Source organism: Lysinibacillus sp. NPDC097287 (assembly GCF_044761695.1).
GTDB lineage: Bacteria > Bacillota > Bacilli > Bacillales_A > Planococcaceae > Lysinibacillus.
On sequence record NZ_JBIWCX010000005.1, the window covers coordinates 102,266 to 126,803 of the forward strand.

Genomic DNA, 24,538 nt, shown 5'->3' on the forward strand with positions numbered 1-24,538 from the left:
CTTTGTTTGCCCTTTGTATAAAACATAGAACTACTAATCATATTTTATCACACGTTTAGATTAACCAGAATTATACAGCGTTTAATTAATTCTCTTTCATACTAGCCTCATCAAGTGGCAGGGCATCCCAAAGTAACAAGCGTGTGACCTTTTACATGTAAATTTTTTTTGCGAAACTTAAGCAATCAAGGCCGCGAATAGCTGATTAAACACGGCATTTTTTTGTGCCAAATAATACGAGTAAGCTCAAATTTTGTTTGATCTAGCGGAAAAACGATTCAATTGTCCAGCGTTCTTTATACATCCTAGCGATTTCTTCAACTCTTCGTACTTTTTTAAAACCTCTTTTTATTGCTTTAAAAAACGGTTTTCCAATGCAAATTTGGTTTTTTCGTTTTCATTATTAGGACCTATATTAAAGGAATATTAAATGCCTACAGGTAGTTAAAATCTATGTATTTCTCCATTTTTATATCAACGCTTCCTAATTAAAGTTTCGGTATCTAAACCCGAATTCAGTCGAAGATACTTTCTTATTTGTCTATTCTGTTGGTGGTAAGTCCCGTATAGTCCGACTTCTTTTTTTATTAAGTGGATAATCATTGAGAAACTTGCTATTTAGCAGTAAAATTTAAGTAATGACGATATAAATCTAATGAAACCTTTTATCGTCCATTACGTATAAAAAGATAGACATATTTTTTAAAGTAAGGAGGAAGAGACTATGCTTAGTGTCGGACAATTTTTCTCACGACATACAATTAGCTTTTTTATATCACTCTCCAGTGTCTCAATAGCAGCCATTGTAGCAAACCCAGGATTCTTCCTTGGTGGCTTACTGTTCGCCGGAACTTATACAGCAAGTACATTGTTGCTGAAAATTAATCAGAAAAAGAAAGTGATGAAATTAGCAGGTATTTCAAAAGAAGAATATCAACATATTGAATCACAGCTTTCAACAGCCCAAAAACATATTCAAACTTTAAGTCAAAACTATTTACGTGTGCGTTCTATTAGTACATTTAAACAGTTACTTGAAATGACTCGTATTTCAAAAAATATTGTCAAAATCGTCAAGACCGACCCACAAAAGTTTTATAGTGTGGAACAGTTTTTCTATGCACACTTACCTTCAGCTGTGCAATTGACGGAAAAATATACGATGCTAACAAAACAGCCCGTAAAGGACAAAGAAATCCAATTAACGCTATCACAAACACGTGAAACATTAACAGGATTAAACGATACTATTCAAATTGACTTAAAAGATGTGCTTTCGAACGATATTGACCATCTACAAATGGAAATAGAGTTCGCAAACCGCTCGAATACGAGAAAAAAAGAACAGCTAGAATGGCGAGGCGATAATAAGTGACAGTAAATAGAGAAAGGGCAATTAATCTAGAAACATTAAATGGTGTGTCCCCTCTTGTCCAGACATATTTAGTAGCGCCTACTACTCAGGAGGCGATGAAAACATATGAAACGCTATCGCCACCTGCACAAAGTCGTGCACTGTTACTCGCTAGTCAAATTGATGTGTCAAATTTTGAATCTGTCCTTACCTTAGGACAACGCTCTCAACGTGCCCTTTCTCAATTTGCTGACCAAATGTTGGCACAAATGAAACGCAAGGATGTTACTAAAATTGGACAAATGTTAGATACATTAATGCAAACACTCGATCGTGTGGATCCAAGCGAATTAGAGCAAAAAAAACCATCATTTTTTAACAAATTACTTGGAAAAACTAGCCCAAACTTAAAACAAACGCTAACAGATTTTGAACGCATTAGCATACAGGTCGAACGTATCGGCATACAGCTAGAACGAGCTCAATTTCAGTTACTAAATGATGTTGAGATGTTAGAACAGCTTTATACACATAATAATGACTTTTTCGAAGAACTGGCAATTGCTATTGCTGCAGGACAGATGAAGAAGCACCAATCGATTGAAGTCGAATTACCAGCTAAAGTCGATGTCGTACAAATGAATAATCAACCACTCGCTATCCAGCAGCTTAATGACTTTGTAGCTCAAATTGAACGACTCGATCAGCGCATTTATGACTTACAAGTTTCGCAGCAAGTAGTTTTACAAACAGCACCTCAAATCCGAATGATTCAAAAGGCTAATCAGACTCTCGCTGAAAAAATCGAATTTTCAATTGTTACTCTGATCCCTCTATGGAAAAATCAATTAGCCATGATGCTGTCTATGAATGCGGATAAGCACTATTCTCAGCTAGAAGAAAAACTTACCCGTGCAAATGACCGGTTTATACAAAGCCCTTCCTTCGAAGTGCAATTAACAAAATTCAAAGAAACACAGCATGAACTAAAAACAACTCTTCAAGATTTATTCACGCTGCATACTACCACAGAAAAAGAAAAAGAGCTCTTACAAGAAGTAGCAGAATTAAAGCTTAGTAAAACTCTTTAGGTGATATCCTAAACAACGCAAAAGAGCATGCATAGGAATCTATCCTATACATGCTCTTTCTTTAACTCATTCAAAGTAGTCTTTATAGTAACCGCCAACATTACCTGTGTTGTCGATAATGAAAACGAACTCTTCCGTTTCATTTTTCACTTCGTATTCTTTACCTACTGTTAACACGTTTGACACCAAATATTTTGATGCATTCGTATGTTTGCAAGTTACCGTACGAATTGTCGGTGCATCTTTCCATTTTAAATGTAACATCGTATATCTACCTCTCTTTACTAGCACTAAGCTAACCGCTTATAGTCTATTTTATACGATTTCTGAGCTTTTGTGGAGAAAAAAACCATACTAATTCATATTTAACCTAAAAAAGTGGTTTACAAGCTCTTATCAACTTACAATAAATTACACATTCATCTGATTTATTGAGTGTCTAGACTCCACTGTATCTATTTATAATGTTACAATAACTTTAAGAGGTGTTAAAATGAGTTTTGGTGGTGTACCGCAATGGTTTTTCATAATCGCTGTTGCGTTTGCAATTTGCTTCGTTCTATATGCAGAATGGAATTCTAGAAAATAGGTGAGTGCGAATAATCGGACTCACCTTCTTTATGTTTATTTTAAAGTACGTTTTAAAAACTCTTTCGTACGTTCATGCTCTGGATTTACTAATACTTTTGAAGGTACTCCTTCTTCTACGATGACACCTTTATCCATGAAGACAACACGGTCTGCTACTTCCTTAGCAAATTCCATTTCATGCGTTACAATGAGCATTGTATTTCCTTCATTGGCAAGCTGACGCATAACTTTTAACACTTCACCCACCATTTCAGGGTCAAGCGCTGAAGTCGGTTCGTCAAACAACATTACTTCAGGATTCATGGACAGTGCACGTGCAATCGCGACACGCTGTTTCTGACCGCCCGATAACTGACGAGGCTTTGCGTTGACATACTGCGACATACCTACGACTTCTAAATATTTCATCGCCACTTTTTCAGCTTCCACTTTCGAACGTTTCAATACTTTCACTTGTCCAACTGTACAGTTTTTCAACACATCATGATTATTAAATAAATTAAACTGCTGGAACACCATCCCTAAATGTGTACGATATTCTTGTATATTATGCTTTTCATCTAAAATATTTTCGCCCTTATAAATGATCTGACCACCACTTGGCGTTTCGAGTAAATTTATACAGCGTAGAAGTGTGGATTTACCAGAGCCTGAAGAGCCGATCAAACAAACTACTTCTCCTTTTTGCACTTGGAAATTCACATCTTTTAACACTTGGTTACGTCCAAATGATTTACTTAAATGTTCGATTTGAATGATTGCCATTTGTTCGTCCCCCTATACTATTTCTTTCTGTTCTTTTTTATATGCATCTGGTCCATCAAGTCGTTTTTCTACATACAATAGAATACGAGATGCAGTAAATGTCATGATAAAGTATAGTACGCAAGCTACGAAGAATGATTCAAAGTAGCGGAAGTTATTTCCGGAAATAGACTTAGTTTGGAAAAATAACTCCGTTACGCCGATTACACTTAATACCGCTGTATCTTTAATGTTCATGATTAACTGGTTACCTGTAGCCGGTAAGATGTTTCGTGCAACTTGTGGTAATACTACGTGAATCATAATTTGCAAATGATTCATACCTATTGCTGAAGCGGCTTCATATTGTCCTTTATCAATGGAAACAATACCACCACGCACAATTTCAGCCATATACGCTCCTGTATTAAGTGAAACTACTAATATACCTGCTGTAATAAAGTGCATATCTATACCAAATGCCATGTCTAATCCGTAGTAAACAACCATCGCTTGTACAATCATTGGTGTACCACGGAAAAATTCAACGTAGCATGTCAGTATAAAGTTGAAAAGCTTTAAAATATAATGCTTAACGTTCTTTTTACGCGTAGGAATGGTATGCATAATTCCGATAAAAAATCCGATAAATGCACCAATAATTGTACTAATTGTAGAAATTAGTAGCGTATAATACGCCCCTCGTAAAAACATTTGCCAGTTGTTTTCTATAATTGAAAGTATCCATTCAAAACTCATGTAGTTCCTCCTAACAACGACTGTTGTTCGTCTTATGTAAAAGACTGCACGGACCACCAATGTAGCCCGTGCATCTTCAGATTATTGTGCTGCAGGTTGTTGTAAAATTGCGTCTTCCATAATTTGTTGACGATCTTCTTCTGGAATACCTTTTAATATTTCATTGATTTTTTCAATACTTGCATCACCTTTGCGAACACCGACTGCAATTGATGTATCTTCTGGTTTTACGTCAAAACCTTCTTCAAACGCTACATATGTGAACTCTTCATTTGCAGCTTGCGCTGAAATCCCCTCTGGACGTTCTGATACATAACCATCAATTTTACCAGATTGTAGCGCTACACGAAGCGCAGGGAAGCTTTCCATTGCTGTTTGCTTTTCAACACCTTCAATTTGGTCAATCACGGTATAGTGGAAAGTATTTAACTGGGCTGTAATTTTAGCACCTGAGAAGTCTTTAATTGACTTGGCATTTTCAAATTGACTACCTTTTTTCACAACCATTACTAGATCAGAAGTATAGTAGTTATCAGTAAAATCAATTGTTTTTTTACGTTCTTCGTTTGGAGACATACCAGCAATAATTGCATCAATTTTTTCAGATTGTAGGGCTGGTACTAAGCCGTCCCATTCCATTTTTACGATAACTAATTCTTTTCCTAAGCCTTCAGCGATTTTTTTCGCCATCTGAACGTCATAACCACCTGCATACTCAGCATTGTCAGCAATCTTGACTGCACCATTTGAATCATCTTGTTGTGTCCAGTTAAACGGAGCATACCCTGCTTCCATCCCAATACGGAACTCGCCGCCTTCTTCAGGTGTAGCACTTCCACCTGTTGTTTCCTCTTTTTTGTCGCCAGTGCCACAGGCAGCCAGCATAATTGCAGTCATTACTGTCAACATGAATAATAGCCATTTTCTTTTCATGTAAATCTCCCCTTTTCTGTAAAAAAATAAAAGCAACTATATGAAAAAACGACCCAAGTTTAGAACTTAGGTCGTACGTTATCAACAGTTGCCCAAATCCTCACTATAACTTCCATGTTTCCGAGATAGCACAACCTAGTAAACTGGAATTATATTTACTAGGACAGTCCTGCAACTATTTATTGCAAGCCCAGCATAAAAGTACGAGCTCCTTTTATACTTCGGCGACATTTCCTTCTTCATTGCGTCTTCGCTTGCTTATACTCAACAATGAACTAATAAATATCGCGCCTCTACCTCACACAGAACGTGAGGTGAAAATATTTAATTGATACATAGATACTACTATAGAGTAGACATTTAAGTCAAGATAATTTCGTCATTATTCTGACTATTGATAAAATAATAATGAATAATTATTATATTTTTGATAACGATTGATAACAGGTTAACTTTTTGTAAAATCCTTGTAGAATTATATTTACTACAATTATCTAAATCAACAATGTAGTTTAGCTTGTCTTCTTTTTTCAATCCAAGTTCCTTTACGAGCCAATTTATTAACTTAATGCTTATGCAAAATATTAAACCACATGTAAATTACAGAGTAGTTTCCTTACAACTTCTCTAGTCCCCATAAGGCTTACTAAGCTTTCAAACCTATTCACACCATTAAATGTATTTGATATTACACCTAAAATTATCTGCGCTTATCACATGGGTTGTGAAGATGATCATTTGTGTAAATATAGTAATAATTAAAACTCTATTGGCAGAACTCTCTGAATTAAATTCTAATGCAAGTAAAAGCCTTACAAAACAAGATAGTTTCGTAAGGCTTTTTTGTAACTTAAAATTATGAATTTAACAATAAATCTTCAGGGTTTTCAAGAAGCTCTTTAACTGTTTTCAAGAAACCTACAGAATCTTTACCATCGATAATACGGTGGTCATAAGATAATGCTAAGTACATCATTGGACGGATTGCTACTTCACCATCTACTTCAACAGGACGCTTTTTAATAGAGTGCATACCAAGGATAGCTGCTTGTGTACCGTTCATAATTGGTGTTGACATTAATGAACCGAATACACCACCATTAGTGATTGTGAATGAACCACCCGATAAGTCACTTAGCCCTAATTTTTTGTCGCGTGCTTTTTTCGCTAAGTCTGCAATTGAATCTTCAATTTCAGAGAAGTTTTTACGGTCAGCATCACGCACAACTGGGACAACTAGTCCTTCTTCAGTTGATACAGCTACACCGATATCAAAGAAGTTGTTTAAGTGGATTTCATCGCCAACGATTTGAGCGTTCACGTATGGATATTTTTTAAGAGCAGCAACTACTGCTTTTGTGAAGAATGACATGAAACCAAGTTTAGAACCTGTTGACTCAAAGAATTGGTCTTTTTTACGTGAACGAAGTGCCATCACATTTGTCATGTCTACTTCGTTGAAAGTAGTTAGCATCGCTGTTGATTGTTTAACTTCAAGTAGACGTTTTGCAATTGTTTGACGACGACGGCTCATTTTTTCAACTGTTACACGTGATTCGTCGACTGCAACAACTGCTTTAGGTGCTGCCGCAACAGGAGCTGCTACTGCTACTGGTGCCGTACCGTGCGCTGCAACGTCTTGTACACGTACACGACCTTGTGGATCTACTGGAGATACAGCTGCAAGGTCAATCCCTTTTTCGCGAGCAAGCTTACGTGCTGCTGGAGAAGCAATTACGCGTTCGCCAGAAGTTTCTTCTACAACTGGAGCTGTTGCCACTGGTGCAGGAGCCGCTTGTGGTGCTGGTGCTGCCGCTTCAACTGGTGCTGCTGGTGCAGGAGCTGCGCCTTCGCCAGCTTCTACTACTGCGATTACTTGTCCTACAAGAACAGTATCACCCTCGCCAGCAAGAATTTGTGTTAACACACCAGCTTCTTCAGAAATGATTTCTGCATTTACTTTATCAGTTTCAAGTTCAACGATGAACTCACCTTTTTCTACACGGTCGCCCACTTTTTTAACCCATTGAGCGATGCTACCTTCTGTAATCGATTCTGCTAATTCAGGGACTTTAATTTCAGCCACTTTCATTTCCTCCTTTGATGTTTACAAACATCTTATTTCACTTGTAAGGCTACCATATTTGTAGCCTTACATGCCATAGTTATATCTAAATTGCTTCAACGTAATTGCTACTGCTCCTTTGTATAAAGTAAAGGAAAGAATTGACGTTTAGCCTTTAATTTTCATTTGATTGCCAATGAATATAGTGAATTATTTTGCTAATGCTTCTGCTAGTAATTTTGCTTGTGCAGCTTTGTGTGAGTCTGCGTCACCCTCTGCAGTTGAAGACATTGCTGGACGACCAACGTATGTTAATTTTTTACCGTTATCGTTTGCGATATCAAGCATATATTGTGTTGCAAATAAGTATGAGCCTTGGTTTTTCGGTTCTTCTTGTACCCATACAAGTTCTTTTGCATTTGGATAACGTTTCACGATATCTGCAATTTTCTCTTCTGGGAATGGGTAAAGTTGTTCTACACGTACGATGTGTAAGTGGTCAAACTCTGAACCGTCACCAATTTGGTCCGCTAAGTCAATCGCTACTTTACCTGAACCGAATAAGATACGTTCCACTTTTTCTGGATTGCCACCAAGACCAGCTTGCTCAAGCACTGTTTCGAAACTTCCTTGTGAAAGCTGTTCGGCAGTTGCACCAGCAAGTGGGTGACGAAGTAAGTATTTAGGTGTTACAACAACTAATGGGCGAATCGATTCTGTGCCTAGCATTGCTGCTTGGCGACGTAACAAGTGGTAGTAGTTTGCTGCATTTGAGCAATATGCTACTGTCCAGTTATTTTCTGCCGAAAGTTGTAAGTAACGTTCCATACGGCTTGATGAGTGCTCTGGACCTTGCCCTTCATAACCGTGTGGTAACAGCATAACTAAGCCAGTTTTTTGGCCCCATTTAGCACGGCTTGAAGAGATAAAGTTATCGAACATTACTTGCGCCATATTAGCAAAGTCACCGAATTGCGCTTCCCAAACAGACAAGTTGTTTGGATTTTCCATGTTATAACCGTACTCGTAGCCTACAACACCTGTTTCAGTAAGTGGTGAATTATAGACAGCAAATGAAGCTTTGGCATCAGAAATATTGTGAAGCGGCGTAAATTCGCTATTGTTATTTTTATCATGTAACACTAAGTGACGTTGAGAGAACGTACCACGTTGTGCATCTTGACCTGTGAAGCGTACTGAACGACCATCTTGAAGAATCGTTGCATAAGCTAATGTTTCTGCATGACCCCAGTCGATTTTACCTGTTTCGAATGCTTCTTCACGCTTTTTCAAAATTTTAGATAATTTGTTTTGTGGTTCGAAACTTTCAGGCCAAGCAAGTAATTCTTCGTTGATTTTTTTCAGACGCTCTTTATCTACACCAGTTTCTACTACTGGGAAGCCATTTTTTACTGCGTCTGGCATTTCAGTGATAATATGTTCAGCTGTTTCCCCTACTTCTTTAACATGATCGTAAGAAGCTTGCAGTTCAGCATAAACAGTTGCATCTAATGTTGCAACTTCGTCATTCGACACAACACCTTCAGTCGCTAATTGCTCTCCGTAAAGAACACGAACTGTTGGGTGTTTCGGTACGATTGCATAAGTTTGTGGGTTTGTTACTGTTGGATCATCAGTTTCGTTATGACCATAACGACGGTAACCAATTAAGTCCACTAAAATATCTTTACCGAATTTTTGACGGTATTCAAATGCAAAACGCGCTACTTGCACGACTGCTTCAGGTGCATCCGCATTCACGTGTACAACTGGTACTTCAAAGCCTTTAGCAGGGTCAGAAGAATACACAGAAGAACGAGAATCAAAGTGTTCCGTAGTGAAACCAATCATATTATTTGAAATAACATGGATTGAACCACCTGTTGAGAAACCATTTGTTTTTGCAAAGTTTAATGTTTCTGTTACAATCCCTTGACCTGGGAATGCAGCATCACCATGCACTAAAATCGCTAATGATTTAGATGCATCTTGTGTTGGTGCACCCGCTTTTGTTGTATCATCTTGTGCTGCACGTGTTTGACCAACAACAATTGGTGCTACAACTTCTAAGTGGGATGGGTTGTATGATAGTTTTATTTGCATACCTGTTGGGCTTGTATAAGTTGCACCCATGTGATACTTCACGTCATTCGTCCAACCTTTTGTCATCTCTAATGAACCATCTTTCGGTAAGAAGTGTTCATTTGAAACGTGTGCAAAGTCGGCGAACATCATATCGTACGGCTTACGTACAATGTGTGTCAATACGTTCAAGCGACCACGGTGAGCCATACCAATTTGGAGATTTTTCATGTTAATCGCACTAGATTGATTTGCGATTTCGTCCATTAATACTACAAGTGTATCTAAACCTTCAATAGAGAAACGTTTCTGCCCTACAAAAGTTTTATGGATAAATTTTTCAAAGCCTTCAACGCGAGTTAAACGATCTAAAATCGCTTTTTTCTCTTCAACAGAAAGTTTAGCTTTTAAAGAACCAGATTCAATTTTACTTTGAATCCAAGCACGTTCTTCAGGTTGCACAACATGTGCAAATTCAAAAGCAATTTTGTCAGTATACATAGATTTAAGGTAATTAATTGCATCTCTACCATTATTAACGCTTACAGGCACTTCGTTAAAGAAAAGCGTTGCAGGCATTTCAACTAAATCTGCTTCAGTTAAGCCATATGCACTTAATTCAATACGCGATGCGTCTAATTTACGATCTTTTAATGGGTAGATATCAGCAGCTAAATGCCCTTGGTTACGAATAGCATCTGCAAGTTGTACTGCAGCTAAAACTTTTTTGAAATTACCTGGTTCGACATTCACTGCTTCGCTTACTTCACCAGTAGCTAATGCAGGCGCACCAAACTGTTGGAATAAAGTAACAAGTTCAGCTTCTACTTCATCAGGAGACTGTAAGAATAAGTCATATTGCTCCATCACATATCCTAAGTTAGGACCAGAGAAAGCTGACCATGGAGAACTTACAGTTGTAACGTTGTTCGACATGAAAAATAACCTCCAAATTTTGCCTATAGGCAGTTCCATTAATTAAATTACAATTAATTATATAATATTTCCACGCTCTTTAAAAGGTTGTTCGACACAATTTATCCATAATTTAAAGAACGTTTTTTCCATCTCAATCTTACTACTCTTCACAAAAAATACAACTCTTTTTAGCAAATTAAGCAATTTTTTTCATGAAGGATAGAATTATTAAATAAAGCGCGTACATTTCTTACTATTTTAGCGGTATTTTCACAAAGAAAACGGTTCCAATATTTTTTTCACTCTTGACTTCTATTGAGGAATTATATTTCCCAATTAACATTTTTGTAATGCTGAGCCCTAAGCCCGTTCCACCGATTTGACGATTTCTCGCCTCATCCACTCGATAAAAGCGGTCAAAAATATAAGGTAAGTTTTCTTCGGCAATACCAATCCCATTATCTTCAATTTGAATTGATGCCAATTCTCCATCCTTTTCAATCTGAATTTTTACTTCAGGCGTTTTTTCACAATAACGAATGGCATTCTCTATTATATTACGTACGATTTGTCTTAGTGCATTTTCCGTCATAAAAATCGGACCAATATCGCCAGATTTCGACACTGTGATTCGTGCTGTTGGATAAAGTTGTTCCATATCAGCTACGACATCTTCTATTACATCCTCTACATTCGCTTGGCTATCTTCACTCTTTTCCTCTCGACGTGCAAGTTCTAGTAGTTCCTCAATCATCTTCCGCATACGCACAATTTCTGTAAGGGATGTATCGATCGACTCCTCCAAAATTTCCGGATCATTCTTGCCCCACCTTTTTAGCAAAGAAAGATGGCCTTCAATCGCTTGAATCGGTGTACGTAGTTCATGCGAGGCATCTGCGATAAACTGTTGTTGTTGCGTAAATGAAATTTGCAGTTCATTCATCATCGCATTATACATTTTTAGCAAATCCCCAATTTCATCATGTGATGTATACGATAGTTGTATTGGCTCATTGAACCCTTTGTCCATCACTGTTTTCATCGATGTTCGTAGTTCTTGTAGCGGCTTCATTAAATAGTTTGCTAAGTAATAGCCTATAGATGCTGACAACAGAAGTGCCCCAAGACCTGCGATGAGCATAGCCGTCAACAAGTAATTCATAAGTGATTGATATTTTGTGAGTGGATGAACGACTTGTAAATAGCCATAAAATAACCCAACTCGAATCGGCTCATTCGCAACAAATGCCTTAGTTTTATCAATCGTCATTTGAAAAATTTCTAGATCTTCTGTTATCGGGGCCCTCTTCGAAGCATTATTAATACGTAAAATTTCTACACCATCAATATTAAAGAGGCGGACAGTTTGCTCACGGTCTACAATGGAATTCATGAGTCCAGTATTTTGTTGTATTTGCTGAATTGTAACATTCGGTCCTTGCTCTGCTAAAAATGATGTCAAATCATCTCTCGTTCGTTTTACCTTACTTTCTTCCTCGTTTAACAACCATGCATGTAGCGATACATAGACAACAATACATATAATGGCATAGCTAATAAAAATTACTGCACTTGAGGTCAGCATCCATTTTCGTTGCAGTGACTGATGAAATAATAGCTCTTCAATCTTCTTCATTCGCGCATCACGTATCCTACGCCACGGACTGTCTCAATATAATCATTCATCCCTCCAGGTAGCTTCATGCGTAAATGTCGAATATACACATCCACGACATTTGTTTCGATGTCCGTCTCATACCCCCACACGGACGTTAAAATTAGCTCACGTGTACATACACGATTTTTATGTTCCATTAATAATTTTAGTAGATCGTACTCGGTTTTCGTTAAATCTAACTTTTCTCCTTGTACTAGCACTTCATATGCTGCAACATCAATTTCAATATCGCGACAAGTTAGTACGGCATTTGACTTTATTTCCTGCGTTACTCGTCGTAAAATCGTTCGAATTCTGGCAAGCAGTTCTTCAATTGCAAACGGTTTGACCATATAATCATCCGCTCCTGCATCTAAGCCAGCTACTCTATCCATTACCGCATCACGAGCAGTTAATAACAGAATAGGCACTTGTGACTGTGCACGAACACGACGGCAAATTTCAATACCATTTAAACTCGGTAGCATTACGTCCAGCAATAGCACATCGAAATCATTAGACAGCGCAAATCCCAAACCCTCTCGCCCATCAAAAGCAACTGTGACATCATAACCCTCGTGCTTTAATTCTAATTCGACAAAACGTGCAATATTTTTTTCATCTTCAACCAACAATACTTTTTTAGGCACTTAATCACCTTCTATTTCTTTTAAATCTACTTTCTTATAGAATAACATCAAATAAAAGGTCTGTACTACAAGTAGATACTCGATAGTACAGACCTTCTTATTTTATTAAATTATGACCCAATAATATATAAGTTATTTTTACCTGATTCTTTTGCCTTATAGAGTGCTTGATCTGCTAAATCCATTAGCTTGTCTAACGTTTTCGCATGGTCAGGATAGTAAGCAATCCCCATCGAAGCGGTCGGCGAAAAATGATGGTGGTCAATTGTCCAACCAATTTGCAATTCTTTTCGGATACGGCTAATAATTTGCATCATTTGTGCTGTTCTTGCTACATAATCACGTGATAATCCTGTAAGAACTATGATAAATTCATCGCCACCAATACGGATGACCAAATCTTGATGACGAATGGATTTCATTAACACACTGCCAAACTTTCGGATAAATGCATCCCCTATTTCATGTCCAAATTGATCATTGACTTCTTTAAAATTGTCACCATCAATGTAAATCATCGCTAAACTTTCTATTTCCATTTTCGCATCCGCTAACACTTTAGGAAATTCTTTTAGTAAAAAACGACGGTTAGGCAACTGCGTCAAGCTATCATGATACGCTAAATATATCAAATCATTTTCTCGTTCTTTACGATGCGTAATTTCGCGAGAAACCATTATTATTTGTGAAATCTTTTCCCGCTCTGGATCATTGACAACTGTTACATTTCCCTCTGTCCATACAGGTAAGCCATCTTTTGTCTCTAATAACAACTCAAATTGCGAATCAGATTGGCATTCAAAATTATTTAAAAAAGTTTGCCATGCTTTTTTACTACTATCCGCAACAATTGAACTATAAAATCGTCCTTGGAGTTCACTTGATTCAAAGCCTAGATAATTAGTATAAGAGGGCGATGTATACATGATAATACCATCTTCATTGGTAATAACGATTAAATCATTTGTGTTTTCTGTAATAAGTAGAAAAGTTCTTTCAATATTTTTTAATTCCGTTAACATTCTCTTCTTATCTGTAATATCATAGTTAATGGATAAAAATTGTTCTGTTATACCTTCTTCATTTTTCAAAGGTATAATCGTTACATCCATCCAGTAATTGGCATGATATTTTGTATGATAACACAGCTCTCCTCGCCAAATCTCGCCTGCAACAAGTGTTTGTTTCATATTAGTTAAATAATTCACCGGATGATACCGTGACTCAATAAAATCAAATGGCGTGCCTATCAAGTCTTCTTTCGAATAACCTATTACTTTTAATAACATTTCATTAATATCTATAATGCGGCCATCCAGATCAAAAATTGCAATACCTGCCGCAGAATTCAGCGCTTCTCTAAAAACTTCGAAACCATGCGTTTTTATTCGAAGTTCCGCCTTTTGCTCTGCAAACTCAGTAATGTCATGCATAATTAGGAAAATGGCAACAGAGTTGTCTCCTTGCATAACAGGTGATAATGAAACTAGGTAATAGCACTTACACTTTTCTAGTGTTTGAAATGTAAGTATTTTTTTTGTAATATTTTCTCCCATTGAAGCTCGTTTTATATAGTCAGTTATTTTACCGAGTTCTTCTTTAGGGATTATTGGTAAATTCACAAAAGATTGCAGTTTAACTTGTTCATTACACAACCCAAAATCCTCCATGAAGCTAGAGTTCACTTCGAAAATTTCGCCCATCTCAGACAGGATTACTGTAGAGAAAGAGGCATGGTCGAACATTGAACGCATAAAAAGAAATTTATCTTCAATATTACGGTCGTACAGAATCTCTTTTGTAATGGCTAATATATATTTCTCATGGTTCATAGTGATTGGTCGAACAGACGTTTCATATTTTCTTACTTCTGCTTCGTAGTATGCATAATCCACATAGTCTACTTGTTCATTTAATAGAATCGCTTTATCGTAGTTTTCTAAAATAATATCCACATTTCGACTTGACACAATAGCAGTAATCGTTTGCCCAATAACATCGTGAGTTAACAACGATTGTGCAGCCTCATTCAATCGAATGTATCGATAATCATTGTCGTCTTTTTTTAATAGAAAGACAAAATCATTTCCCATAAATAATTGCGTAAATTGTTCTTCTGTTAAAAGGTGCTCCACTCGATCGCCCCTCACCTATAAATTAATTGTTAATATGTAGCCTAGTGATCGATATAAATTTCCATTTTTACACATGAGCTAAAAACCTCGATAAGTTTCTCAAATTCAGTAAATTTAATTATAACATATATTTATATGCATAAATTCCTAGAATGGGAATAATTTAATTATTTTTAGTTAAATTTTTAATAATAATTCTTAATTTAAACAAATTAACATCAATCTCCACCTTGCCGATTCACACCATACAAGTTTACTATTTTAGACTAAATACTTCTCACAGAACATAAACTTAAAATAGTAATCAGCCGGTTATTTTCTGAATTAACTGATAACTTTACACATTTAACGTTTAAACGAGCAAATATGTTGCATCAAGTAGTTAGCTCGTTATAATATATTAAAAAAATAACCATTTTTCGGTATGGCGGGAAAATCAGTAAGACAGCGGGAGATTATGGATTTCATAGTATTAACGTCTAGCTCTTTGGGTTTTTAATTCCAGCACGAATTTGAGTTTACTTCTTTACTATCACCACTATTTGGTGGTATCGGAATTTTTTTACTACCCTAGAAAAGGAGGCGTTTCGTATGCTTAGACATCGAGACCTACATGAATGTACAGAGCTTTATGAGCTATTATCACACCCTACTGTTTTTCCATTTGTTCGTCAAAAAGCCACTTCCGCAGATGAATACTGGTTTATGACAAAACAACTAATTGAAGAAGAAGCGAGAGGACTCGCTATTTCTAGGACAATTACCGATGATTGGGGGCAACCAATCGGCACCATTAGCATTCATGATGTGCAGGACGGCGCTGGCTTCCTCGGAACATGGATCGGCCTCCCTTATCAAGGTAAAGGGTATAATCAAAAAGCGAAGATGCTTTTTTTAAATGAACTATTCTTCGAGTATAACTTTCATACGGTATTTTTACGAATTCGAAACGAAAATCATAAATCTGAGCGAGCTGCGTTGAAGTTGCCTTATGTTGTATGTGCAAATGATAGTCATCCAACATTACTTGAACAAGTAAACAATAGCGAAGCTCAATTTAATTTATATAAAATTACACGTGATCTATTCTACTTGACGACAGCCCATCAATCGGAAGATGGCGAAGAACAAGCAATGTAATAAATCCTGGTAAAAAATTATCGTTTCTATAATTAAAACGAAAAAGCTATCTTCGAAGTTATAGTGACTTCGAAGATAGCTTTTTGTTATTTCTTATATTTTAAAATCAATTTTGCCATCTCATCTGGCGTTTTTGGCGTTTGTGTTTTTTCCATTGTCGTAATCATTTCTGATTTGCGTGACACTAACGTATGAAGTGATTTCATAAATGTTTCCTTCGTTAATGCCTCCTCTTCCAACACTTCTGCATAACCTTGTTTTTTAAATAAATTTGCATTTAAAATTTGGTCGCCACGGCTTTTCTGTGCTGAGAGTGGAATAAGCAACATTGGCTTATGCAAAGCTAAAAATTCAAAAATCGAATTTGAACCAGCACGAGATACGATTAAATCTGCTGCATGCAATAAATTAGGCAACTCTGTCGTTACGTACTCAAACTGCTTATAGCCTGTCATTGCATCAAGGGCTTTGTCTGCATTCCCCTTCCCACATAAATGAATAATTTGAAATGATTGCAGAAGCTCAGGTAAATTATGACGTAGTGCGTCGTTTAATACAACTGAACCTAGGCTACCACCCATCACAAGAAGAACAGGCTTTTGTGAAGTAAAACCACACGCTGCCAGTCCTTTTGCTTTATCCCCTAAAAACAACTCCTGACGAATAATCGAGCCCGTACATGTTGCTTTTTCTTGTGGTAAATGCTGTAATGTTTCCTCAAAAATTGTGAACACATGTGAGGCAAATGGCAGTGCAATTTTATTGGCTAGACCTGGTGTGACATCTGATTCATGGATGACGACTGGAATGCCTGTCATTTTCGCTGCCATCACCACTGGCACCGACACAAAACCACCCTTTGAGAAAATCACTTGTGGTTTTACTTTTTTGATGATGCGAAAAGCTTGCATCACACCAGCAAGCACACGGAATGGATCTGTAAAATTCTTCATCGAGAAATAACGACGCAGTTTTCCACTTGAAATACCGTAGAACGGTACTTGTGGAAAGGCCTCGCCGATTAATTCTTTTTCAATTCCTTGCTCAGAACCAATATAGTGGACATCATAACCAAGTTCAAGTAAAGACGGGATTATCGCTTGATTGAGCGATACATGGCCAGCTGTCCCACCACCGGTTAAAATGATCGTTTGTTGTTTCACGTAAATTCTCCTATTCTAAAAAGCATTTGGCATAGCATATTTCATTACATTATGTGCATAATACTATGCTTTTTTGCGGTTGCTTCGCTTTCGCATAGAAAATAGTTGTCTTAAAATCGGTTTAAGACAACTACTTTTCTATACAGTCATTTATTTTACTATATGCTACTAAAAAGATATAGATGAAGCACTCGACAATTTTTTCCGTTAAGCAAATCAATTATGATATACTATTGTCTTATTATGCAAAAAAGGAAGAAGTCATCATGTATGAAACAACCACGTTAAAAGAGAAATATGTATTACTGTTAAAAATGATCGTGCCAATTTTAGTTACACAAGTTGCTATTTATTTGATATCTTTTTTTGATATCTTAATGTCAAGTCGTTACGGTACGACTGATTTGGCTGGGGTTTCGATAGGTTCATCAATTTGGATGCCAATCTATACAGGGCTGTCGGGAATTTTACTAGCAATTACACCGATAGTTTCTCAACTTGTCGGTGCAAAAAAGGAGATGGATGCAAAAAAAGCTGTGCAACAGGGATTATATGTATCCTTATTGCTCTCCGCCATTATTTTCATTCTACTATTAACAGGTATTGATTGGATGCTTGGCAATATGCAGTTAGAAGCCTCCGTACATAAGATTGCCAAAACCTATATTTATGCAATGTGTGCTGGCCTAGTACCTTTATTTTTATTCTTTGTCCTACGATGCTTCATTGATGCACTCGGAAAAACACGTGTGACGATGATCATTACACTGCTCACAACACCTATTAATATCTTTTTGAATTATATTTTTATCTTCGGAAAATTTGGTGCACCTGAGCTTGGAGGAATAGGTGCTGGTGTTGCAACAGCTATTACTTATTGGTTAATTTTCTTTATTACGGTATGGATTGTTGCGAAACGAGTGCCATTTGAAAGCTTCCGTATATTCAACGAATGGCCAAAACTTGAATGGCTACGTTGGAAGGAAATTTTACTCATTGGTGTACCTATCGGACTTTCTCTCTTCGCTGAAACAAGTATTTTTTCAGCAGTTACCATGATGATGAGTAGCTTTAGTACAGAAATTATTGCGGCACATCAAATTGCACTAAACTTTACCTCACTGTTGTATATGGTGCCGTTAAGCATTTCAATGGGGGTTACGATATTGGTTGGTTTCGAAATTGGTGCGGGTCGTTTGCACGGTGCAAAAGTGTACAGTTACTTGTGTGTAGGTACTGCTGTGATGTTCAGTTTTATTTCAGCGCTGATTTTATTCTTGTATAGAGAACCAATAGCTCGTTTATATTCGACTGATGTATATGTACTCGAATATGCTGTGCAATTTTTAGTGTTTGCAGCGATTTTCCAATTGTCTGATGCTATCCAGGCGCCTGTTCAAGGTGCTCTACGTGGATACAAGGATGTCACGATAACATTTATTATGGCGATTATTTCTTATTGGGTAATCGGATTACCAGTGGGCTATATGCTCGCAACCTATACCGACTTTGGCCCGTTCGGCTACTGGATTGGTCTTGTTACAGGGCTGTCTGCAGGCGCCATTACACTATCAATAAGATTATTACTTGTCCAAAGAAAATACAAAATAGCATAAAAAAGAGAGAGTCACTTCAAAACATCCAAAAACACCCTGCCAGTAGCGACAGGGTGTATTTTGGTTCTTACTTTTGAATAAATTGTTGCGTCCAGTAATTACCGGTTTTCACATAGCCAACACCAATATGTGTGAAGTTAGCATTTAAAATATTTGCGCGATGCCCTGGTGAATTCATCCAACCTTGTACTACCTCTTGTGGTGTACGTTGACCTTGAGCAATATTTTCACCTGCTGCTTTATATGAAATACCTAATGCATTCAAACGGTCAAATGGGGAACCAAATGTAGGACTCGTATGTGAGAAATAGTTATTTGTTTGCATGTCTTGTGATTTCTCACGAGCGGCTGCCATTAGTCTTGCATCTGTTTGAAACGGAGCTAAACCAGCCTTCGTACGTTCTGCATTTGTTAATTCAACCACCTTCTGTTCAAATGCACTGACATTAGAAGGTGTTGTCGTTGGCTTTGATGGTGGCTCCTTATCCGGTGATTGTGATGGTGGTGTTGGTCGAGTTGGTGGTACCTTGTCTTCAGTTTGTATAGGTGGTGTTGGTTTTGTTGACGTCACCTTATCCTCTGTTTGTGTAGGCGTCGTTGGTTTTGTTGACGTCACCTTATTCTCTGTTTGTGTAGGTGTCGTTGGCTTTGTTGACGTCACCTTATCCTGTTTTTGTGTTGGTGTCACCTTATCCTGTTTTTGTGTTGGTGTCACCTTATCCTCTGTTTGCGTAGGAATTGTTGGTTTTGATGACGCCGCCTTACCCTCAACTTTACTTTGATCCTGTTTAATTAATGACTCTAAATCACTATTGTTCGCAGTCCATATATTAGTCATCAATCTATTATTATATGTTAAAAATTTTGAAGCCTGTTCGAAAGAAATAGGTTTGACCGATATCTCTTCTGAAGTATTTGAAGTAGTATCAGTAGCCATTTGAATTGGAGCTGCTAATAAAAATGTTCCACAAATTGCAATGAGTAGTTTTTTCATTTTGCAATTCCTCCTCTCTGCAATCTATCGTAACTGAGAAATCTTATTAAAAGCTCACCACAATTTGTTACCTTTACCAACAGGCATGGGTTTCCCATTAAACTGCAATTCTCAGTAAAATATTTTTGATTTTTATACCAATCTAACAAACTTTTACGTTTTATAAGGGGTTGACAGTACGTGAAAATGAGCGTTTCACAATTAAAAATTGAATATACTAATAACAACCCAATATCATTCTAATCAATGCATACGTTTAATATAGAATCTACATAAAAAGGTATGTTGGTTAACCCATTTTGACTACGACTATTATAGTGGGAGGTTGATTTCCGCTACGGGATGCTCGTTTTCCGCGGGCAAGCACCTCCGCTACAATCAACTAAAATGTATGTAACAAGCGTTAATACAACACCCAATTTACAAGGAAGTTACAGCCTAATCTCCTCCTAATCAATACACCTGCTACGTAAAAAAAGAGAATGTCTCCAATATTCTAGAGACATTCTCTTACATTTCTTATTTTTTAATAAATTGTTGTGTCCAGTGGTTGCCTGTTTTAACATAACCAACACCGATATGTGTAAAGTTTGCGTTTAAAATATTCGCACGGTGGCCTGGTGAATTCATCCAAGCTTTTACTACTTCTTGTGGTGTACGTTGACCTTTTGCAATATTTTCACCTGCTGCTTTATATGAAATACCAAGTGCTTTCAATCGATCAAATGGTGAACCGAATGTTGGGCTTGTATGTGAGAAGTAATTTTTTGATTGCATATCTTGTGACTTCTCACGAGCGGCTGCCATTAATTTTGTATCCGTTTGTAATGGTGCTAAACCAGCCTTTGTACGTTCTGCATTCGTTAATTTTACTACCTCTTGTTCAAAAGCATTTACATCAGACACATTAGTCGATGAATTGTTATTTTGAGAATTGTTTGTAGACGGCTTTTTCGAAGGCCATTTTTTCCCCGTCCATTTATATTGATCATTCGTATATTTTGACGTCTGTTTGACTGTTGACCCCTCTGATGTAGTTGCAGCAGAAGCCAATTGAATTGGAGCTGCTAATAGAAATGTTACACAAATTGCAATGAGTGTTTTTTTCATTTTGCAATTCCTCCTCTCTGCAACCTATCGTAAAGGAAGATTTGTCGAAGAATCCTACCAACATCTTCCTCCATCACCATTTAGGTTTGAGTTTCAGTTGATATAGGCGTTTAACATTCTTGTTTTTTTGTATCATTAACCAGTCTATGAAATACTTACGTTTGAAATAGGGTTGACACTTCTCTAAAACTCGTAAATATCACTACTAGTTTTTATCATATTGAACACCATAATAAATACTCGCTACAACAGAAAATCCATTCTTAATTTCATCTACATCTTCAAGATTGATGCCAAAGCTAAAATACTCATCTGGACCTTGTCCAAATTGGCCAAGCGCTATTTCTTGATCATCCACAGTCAGTAACTCAATGGTTGGCATCGCTAATTCATCTGTAGAATTAGTTAAATTTTGCGTTAAAAAATAGCCACTGTTTCTCGACAGCTTATTTTCTACTACAAATGTGAAATAGACATCTTTTACTTCATCGCGTACAGATACTTCTTTAAGTACAATTTTTGAATTACCTACTTGCGCAACGACCTTATTCACGTTTTGTAGTTTTTGAGTGTCTAAGTCGTACCAATCAGGCTTTACAAAAAATTTTACTGCTCTATATTCCTCACCGATAGTAGACCGATAACCATCACTAGCCATTACACTCTTTTTAATGGCTTCTGAATCAGAATAAAATTGATACAATAACCATCCACCTATTACAATAAGTGCCCCTAGCACTATAGTTAAAACCTTCTTCAATCCTTGAAACCTGCCTTTCAAATTAAAGAGCTAGAAATCAACTGTCGATTTCTAGCTACGCATTTTATTCCATTCCAATTACCTGCACGCTGCCAACATTTTCACCGATGATGACTAATTTAGCTGGCATTTTCACAAACTCTGGCATCCACTGAACCATCCCATATGCATATTGGAACAGTATCGGATTTTTCACACCTTCAATTGGTACAAAGCCCTTCATTCGATACACTGAATCCGGTAATTGACGTACCCAATCTTCAAATTGCTCTTGTGTAAACGTGCAATTTTCAAATTCCACTAAGCGTGATCCTAATTGCATCGAAGCAATCGGTGCTTTCACAACATCCGCTTTATCCACTGGTGCAGTCGCTTCTAAGCTCTCTAGCAAATGAAGAGGCACTCGGCCATTTGTCGTTTGCAAAATAAATGCTCCCGGATTAAAGCCTTGTAGCTCATATACTACTTTCCCCTGCTCTTCTTCAGAAAGTAAATCCATTTTATTAGCTAAAAGTAAATGTGCGTGACGTATTTGCTCCATAAATAAAGAACGTACTTGCGGCGTTAACGTATCTCGGTTTAACCATAGCTTACTATCTGCTACCGTCACGATCCCTTTAATCGTTAATTTTTCAGCGAATAATGGAGAGTATACAGCATCTAATGCCTCTACTGGATGTGCTGCACCGGTTGTCTCAATGATAAGTACATCAAATTCACTATCTAATAGGAGAGATTGGATTTGTGCTTCTGTTTTCTCAGCACCTGTGCAGCAAATACAACCTTCTAACATTTCTTTTAATGGAACATCTTTTTCAACTGCTTGTGAGTCAAAAGGAAGTTTACCGAGCTCATTCATAATGACAGCTGGTTTTAAGCCCTTTTCCTTCAATTGACGAATCACATCCGTTAACATTGATGTTTTCCCACTACCTAAAAAACCACTAAATAAATATACGTCTTTCATCTAAGATCCTCCTACACAAAAAGCTGCCGCGAGCGTGCCGTACAAGACGACTGCTGCGACAGCTACAGTGTTAATTTGTTGTTTCCTCAGTTTTTTCTTCTTTATTAGTACTTGTTAAAAGTTCTTTAGCTTTAACAACTTGAGGATCGTCAGCTTTTATTTTTGCACGTAATGCATCCATTAAAGCATACGTTGTGTCGCCTGTTAACACGCCAGTCTCTTCTAAGTCATTTGCCGCTTGTAGCTTCTTCACTGCACGCACAGTATATTTATCAAAATTGCCATCCACTTTACCTGGTTCATAGCCTAGAACTTCTAGCATTTCCTCCGCAGCTTTCACTGCTTCGGATACTGATGCTTCTTTCATTTCGATAGAAGCATCTAGGTAAGGAAGAGAGGCATATGTTGGGTATGCAACTTCAACATCTGGTTTAATTCCCTTTTCATTTATCCAGTTGCCATTTGGCGTTAACCATTTACCCGTTGTGAATTTTAAGGTAGATCCATCCTTCAATGGTGGAGTTATCTGTTGAACTGTCCCTTTACCGAATGAAGTTTCACCGATAATTTTAACACCAGAAGATTCACTTAACGCAGCTGCTAATATTTCAGAAGCCGATGCACTTCCGCCATCAATAAGCACAGTCATAGGTAAATTGTATTTTTCACCGCCAGCTGCATTAATCACAACTGATTCTTCGTTTTTCCCTTTTACTTCTTGTACAATTGTTTTTCCTTCAGCTACAAATAAATTCGCAATTTCAACAGCTTGATCCAGATAACCGCCAGGATTTTGGCGAAGGTCTAAGACAATACCCTTCATCCCTTTTCCTTTATACTCAGCTAAAATAGTTGTTAACTCTTTTGCCGTACTTTCATTAAAGGATGTGATTTGAATGTGCGCAATGTCCCCTTCAAGCATTTCACCGTAAACCGTTTCAACAGGAATTTCATCTCTTACAATAGTCATTGCAATTGGCTCAGCTGTTTCTCCACGTTTTACAGTTAACTTAACAGGTGTACCTTTTTCTCCACGAATTAATGCAACTGCTTCAGATGCACTAAATCCTTGAATGCTCTTACCATCAACTGTTAAAATAATATCTTTTGGTAATAACCCTGCCTTTTCTGCAGGTGAATTTTTTATTGGTGACACGACTGTAATAAAGCCGTTACGTTCCTGAATTTCTGCACCGATTCCTTGGAAACTAGACGATAAGCCAGTATTAAAATCATCTGCTTCATTTTTCACCATAAAATCAGAATATGGATCATCTAATGCATCGAACATACCGTTGATGGCACCCTCAATCACTTTTTCATCATCAATATCTTTGTAGTATTTGCTTTTAAGCTCATCAAATGCTTCATATAGTGTCGCAAATTCTGCACGTTCAATTGGTACTTTTACTTCTACTACTTTCTTCTCACCGAAAGTTAACGCAAAAATCGTTAAGCCCGCGGTAATTAAGATCGTTAGAAACATAAGCATAATAAATTTAAACGGTTTGATCTGAATAAATTTCCCCGCTGGTTTTACTTCTTCCTGCGGCGTATGCTCCTGTTGTTCTAAGCTATCTTTTTTCTGTTCATCCATCTTGATTGTCACCACTCTCATATACACTAACTTGTTGTCACACTACTACCATCTTAACAGGTTATAGAGAAGACGAAAAGAAAAAGACTGTCAAAATTTCACGACAGTCTTTTTCTTTCAACTAACTATGAAATACTAGTCTAGAATCACTATTACTTAAGTAATAATTGTCCTGCCACTTCTACTATATAAATACCTTTTTAAGTCTAGCT

19 protein-coding genes and 1 riboswitch are annotated in these 24,538 nt (G+C 37.1%); of the genes, 4 read left to right on the forward strand and 15 right to left on the reverse strand.

The genetic code is table 11. The features are described 5' to 3' along the window. The first annotated feature begins 724 nt into the window (after window positions 1-724). Together ACIQ2D_RS09495 and ACIQ2D_RS09500 are read left to right on the forward strand one after the other, a co-directional pair. Window positions 725-1,375 carry a 5-bromo-4-chloroindolyl phosphate hydrolysis family protein gene (locus ACIQ2D_RS09495; protein ID WP_402862912.1) on the forward strand — a complete coding sequence of 217 codons (651 nt, stop codon included), beginning with the start codon at window positions 725-727 and terminating at the stop codon, window positions 1,373-1,375. Continuing rightward, window positions 1,372-2,445, forward strand: coding sequence for a toxic anion resistance protein (locus ACIQ2D_RS09500; protein ID WP_402862915.1), 1,074 nt, complete (start codon window positions 1,372-1,374; stop codon window positions 2,443-2,445). The genes ACIQ2D_RS09495 and ACIQ2D_RS09500 overlap by 4 nt, the downstream gene beginning before the upstream one ends. 66 nt (window positions 2,446-2,511) lie before the next feature. Here ACIQ2D_RS09500 and ACIQ2D_RS09505 read toward each other — a convergent pair whose 3' ends face one another. The 9 genes from ACIQ2D_RS09505 to ACIQ2D_RS09545 all read right to left on the reverse strand — a co-directional run bounded on the left by ACIQ2D_RS09505 (window position 2,512) and on the right by ACIQ2D_RS09545 (window position 14,979). After that, window positions 2,512-2,709, reverse strand: a complete 198-nt coding sequence (locus tag ACIQ2D_RS09505; protein WP_402758476.1) for a DUF6501 family protein — start codon at window positions 2,707-2,709, stop codon at window positions 2,512-2,514. A gap of 360 nt (window positions 2,710-3,069) precedes the next feature. Beyond that, the gene (locus tag ACIQ2D_RS09510) at window positions 3,070-3,801 is read right to left on the reverse strand and encodes an amino acid ABC transporter ATP-binding protein (RefSeq protein WP_402862918.1); all 732 of its coding nucleotides are present in this window, start codon (window positions 3,799-3,801) and stop codon (window positions 3,070-3,072) included. A 12-nt stretch (window positions 3,802-3,813) separates the two neighbouring features. After that, on the reverse strand, window positions 3,814-4,539 hold the full coding sequence (locus tag ACIQ2D_RS09515; protein WP_402862921.1) for an amino acid ABC transporter permease: 726 nt from the start codon (window positions 4,537-4,539) through the stop codon (window positions 3,814-3,816). Window positions 4,540-4,620: 81 nt separating this feature from the next. Continuing rightward, window positions 4,621-5,472 carry a transporter substrate-binding domain-containing protein gene (locus tag ACIQ2D_RS09520; protein WP_402862924.1) on the reverse strand — a complete coding sequence of 284 codons (852 nt, stop codon included), beginning with the start codon at window positions 5,470-5,472 and terminating at the stop codon, window positions 4,621-4,623. A 118-nt stretch (window positions 5,473-5,590) separates the two neighbouring features. Further along, window positions 5,591-5,776, reverse strand: a riboswitch (Lysine riboswitch). A 552-nt stretch (window positions 5,777-6,328) separates the two neighbouring features. Beyond that, the gene (odhB, locus tag ACIQ2D_RS09525) at window positions 6,329-7,558 is read right to left on the reverse strand and encodes a 2-oxoglutarate dehydrogenase complex dihydrolipoyllysine-residue succinyltransferase (protein WP_402862927.1); all 1,230 of its coding nucleotides are present in this window, start codon (window positions 7,556-7,558) and stop codon (window positions 6,329-6,331) included. Window positions 7,559-7,747: 189 nt separating this feature from the next. Continuing rightward, window positions 7,748-10,555 carry a 2-oxoglutarate dehydrogenase E1 component gene (locus ACIQ2D_RS09530; protein ID WP_402862930.1) on the reverse strand — a complete coding sequence of 936 codons (2,808 nt, stop codon included), beginning with the start codon at window positions 10,553-10,555 and terminating at the stop codon, window positions 7,748-7,750. Between the two features lie 235 nt (window positions 10,556-10,790). Continuing rightward, window positions 10,791-12,173 (reverse strand): ATP-binding protein, encoded by a 1,383-nt coding sequence (locus ACIQ2D_RS09535; protein WP_402862933.1) that lies wholly within the window; start codon window positions 12,171-12,173, stop codon window positions 10,791-10,793. Next, a complete protein-coding gene (locus tag ACIQ2D_RS09540) occupies window positions 12,170-12,844 on the reverse strand; it encodes a response regulator transcription factor (protein ID WP_402862936.1) in 675 nt (224 codons plus the stop codon). Before ACIQ2D_RS09540 ends, ACIQ2D_RS09535 begins: the two co-directional genes overlap by 4 nt. 110 nt (window positions 12,845-12,954) lie before the next feature. Then, entirely contained in the window at window positions 12,955-14,979 is a 2,025-nt protein-coding gene (locus ACIQ2D_RS09545; RefSeq protein ID WP_402862939.1) for a diguanylate cyclase domain-containing protein, read from the reverse strand. 591 nt (window positions 14,980-15,570) lie between these two features. Here ACIQ2D_RS09545 and ACIQ2D_RS09550 point away from each other — a divergent pair. Continuing rightward, entirely contained in the window at window positions 15,571-16,119 is a 549-nt protein-coding gene (locus ACIQ2D_RS09550) for a GNAT family N-acetyltransferase (protein WP_402862942.1), read from the forward strand. A gap of 86 nt (window positions 16,120-16,205) precedes the next feature. Here the strand turns inward: ACIQ2D_RS09550 and ACIQ2D_RS09555 are convergent, their stop codons facing one another. Beyond that, on the reverse strand, window positions 16,206-17,282 hold the full coding sequence (locus tag ACIQ2D_RS09555; protein WP_402862946.1) for an undecaprenyldiphospho-muramoylpentapeptide beta-N-acetylglucosaminyltransferase: 1,077 nt from the start codon (window positions 17,280-17,282) through the stop codon (window positions 16,206-16,208). Between the two features lie 266 nt (window positions 17,283-17,548). On the opposite strand from ACIQ2D_RS09555, the gene ACIQ2D_RS09560 reads away from it, so the two are divergent. Continuing rightward, window positions 17,549-18,898 (forward strand): MATE family efflux transporter, encoded by a 1,350-nt coding sequence (locus ACIQ2D_RS09560; RefSeq protein ID WP_402862949.1) that lies wholly within the window; start codon window positions 17,549-17,551, stop codon window positions 18,896-18,898. Window positions 18,899-18,965: 67 nt separating this feature from the next. Here ACIQ2D_RS09560 and ACIQ2D_RS09565 read toward each other — a convergent pair whose 3' ends face one another. From ACIQ2D_RS09565 to ACIQ2D_RS09585, 5 genes are all read right to left on the reverse strand, one after another. Beyond that, window positions 18,966-19,892, reverse strand: coding sequence for a CAP domain-containing protein (locus ACIQ2D_RS09565; protein ID WP_402862952.1), 927 nt, complete (start codon window positions 19,890-19,892; stop codon window positions 18,966-18,968). A 519-nt stretch (window positions 19,893-20,411) separates the two neighbouring features. After that, window positions 20,412-21,002 (reverse strand): CAP domain-containing protein, encoded by a 591-nt coding sequence (locus tag ACIQ2D_RS09570; protein ID WP_402862955.1) that lies wholly within the window; start codon window positions 21,000-21,002, stop codon window positions 20,412-20,414. A gap of 205 nt (window positions 21,003-21,207) precedes the next feature. Continuing rightward, window positions 21,208-21,762, reverse strand: a complete 555-nt coding sequence (locus tag ACIQ2D_RS09575; RefSeq protein ID WP_402862958.1) for a hypothetical protein — start codon at window positions 21,760-21,762, stop codon at window positions 21,208-21,210. 64 nt (window positions 21,763-21,826) lie between these two features. Beyond that, window positions 21,827-22,729, reverse strand: a complete 903-nt coding sequence (locus ACIQ2D_RS09580; RefSeq protein ID WP_402862961.1) for a CobW family GTP-binding protein — start codon at window positions 22,727-22,729, stop codon at window positions 21,827-21,829. A 70-nt stretch (window positions 22,730-22,799) separates the two neighbouring features. Beyond that, window positions 22,800-24,326 (reverse strand): lmo1851 family serine protease, encoded by a 1,527-nt coding sequence (locus tag ACIQ2D_RS09585; protein ID WP_402862964.1) that lies wholly within the window; start codon window positions 24,324-24,326, stop codon window positions 22,800-22,802. Window positions 24,327-24,538: the final 212 nt, after the last annotated feature.

What these genes read in the sequence shown, in the direction of transcription:
- ACIQ2D_RS09530 (WP_402862930.1), bottom strand. Translation starts at nt 10,555, where the DNA reads ATGTCGAACAACGTTACAACTGTAAGTTCTCCATGGTCAGCTTTCTCT.
- ACIQ2D_RS09550 (WP_402862942.1), top strand. Translation starts at nt 15,571, where the DNA reads ATGCTTAGACATCGAGACCTACATGAATGTACAGAGCTTTATGAGCTA.
- ACIQ2D_RS09510 (WP_402862918.1), bottom strand. Translation starts at nt 3,801, where the DNA reads ATGGCAATCATTCAAATCGAACATTTAAGTAAATCATTTGGACGTAAC.
- ACIQ2D_RS09560 (WP_402862949.1), top strand. Translation starts at nt 17,549, where the DNA reads ATGTATGAAACAACCACGTTAAAAGAGAAATATGTATTACTGTTAAAA.
- ACIQ2D_RS09580 (WP_402862961.1), bottom strand. Translation starts at nt 22,729, where the DNA reads ATGAAAGACGTATATTTATTTAGTGGTTTTTTAGGTAGTGGGAAAACA.
- ACIQ2D_RS09535 (WP_402862933.1), bottom strand. Translation starts at nt 12,173, where the DNA reads ATGAAGAAGATTGAAGAGCTATTATTTCATCAGTCACTGCAACGAAAA.
- ACIQ2D_RS09515 (WP_402862921.1), bottom strand. Translation starts at nt 4,539, where the DNA reads ATGAGTTTTGAATGGATACTTTCAATTATAGAAAACAACTGGCAAATG.
- ACIQ2D_RS09505 (WP_402758476.1), bottom strand. Translation starts at nt 2,709, where the DNA reads ATGTTACATTTAAAATGGAAAGATGCACCGACAATTCGTACGGTAACT.
- ACIQ2D_RS09585 (WP_402862964.1), bottom strand. Translation starts at nt 24,326, where the DNA reads ATGGATGAACAGAAAAAAGATAGCTTAGAACAACAGGAGCATACGCCG.
- ACIQ2D_RS09495 (WP_402862912.1), top strand. Translation starts at nt 725, where the DNA reads ATGCTTAGTGTCGGACAATTTTTCTCACGACATACAATTAGCTTTTTT.
- ACIQ2D_RS09565 (WP_402862952.1), bottom strand. Translation starts at nt 19,892, where the DNA reads ATGAAAAAACTACTCATTGCAATTTGTGGAACATTTTTATTAGCAGCT.
- ACIQ2D_RS09570 (WP_402862955.1), bottom strand. Translation starts at nt 21,002, where the DNA reads ATGAAAAAAACACTCATTGCAATTTGTGTAACATTTCTATTAGCAGCT.
- ACIQ2D_RS09520 (WP_402862924.1), bottom strand. Translation starts at nt 5,472, where the DNA reads ATGAAAAGAAAATGGCTATTATTCATGTTGACAGTAATGACTGCAATT.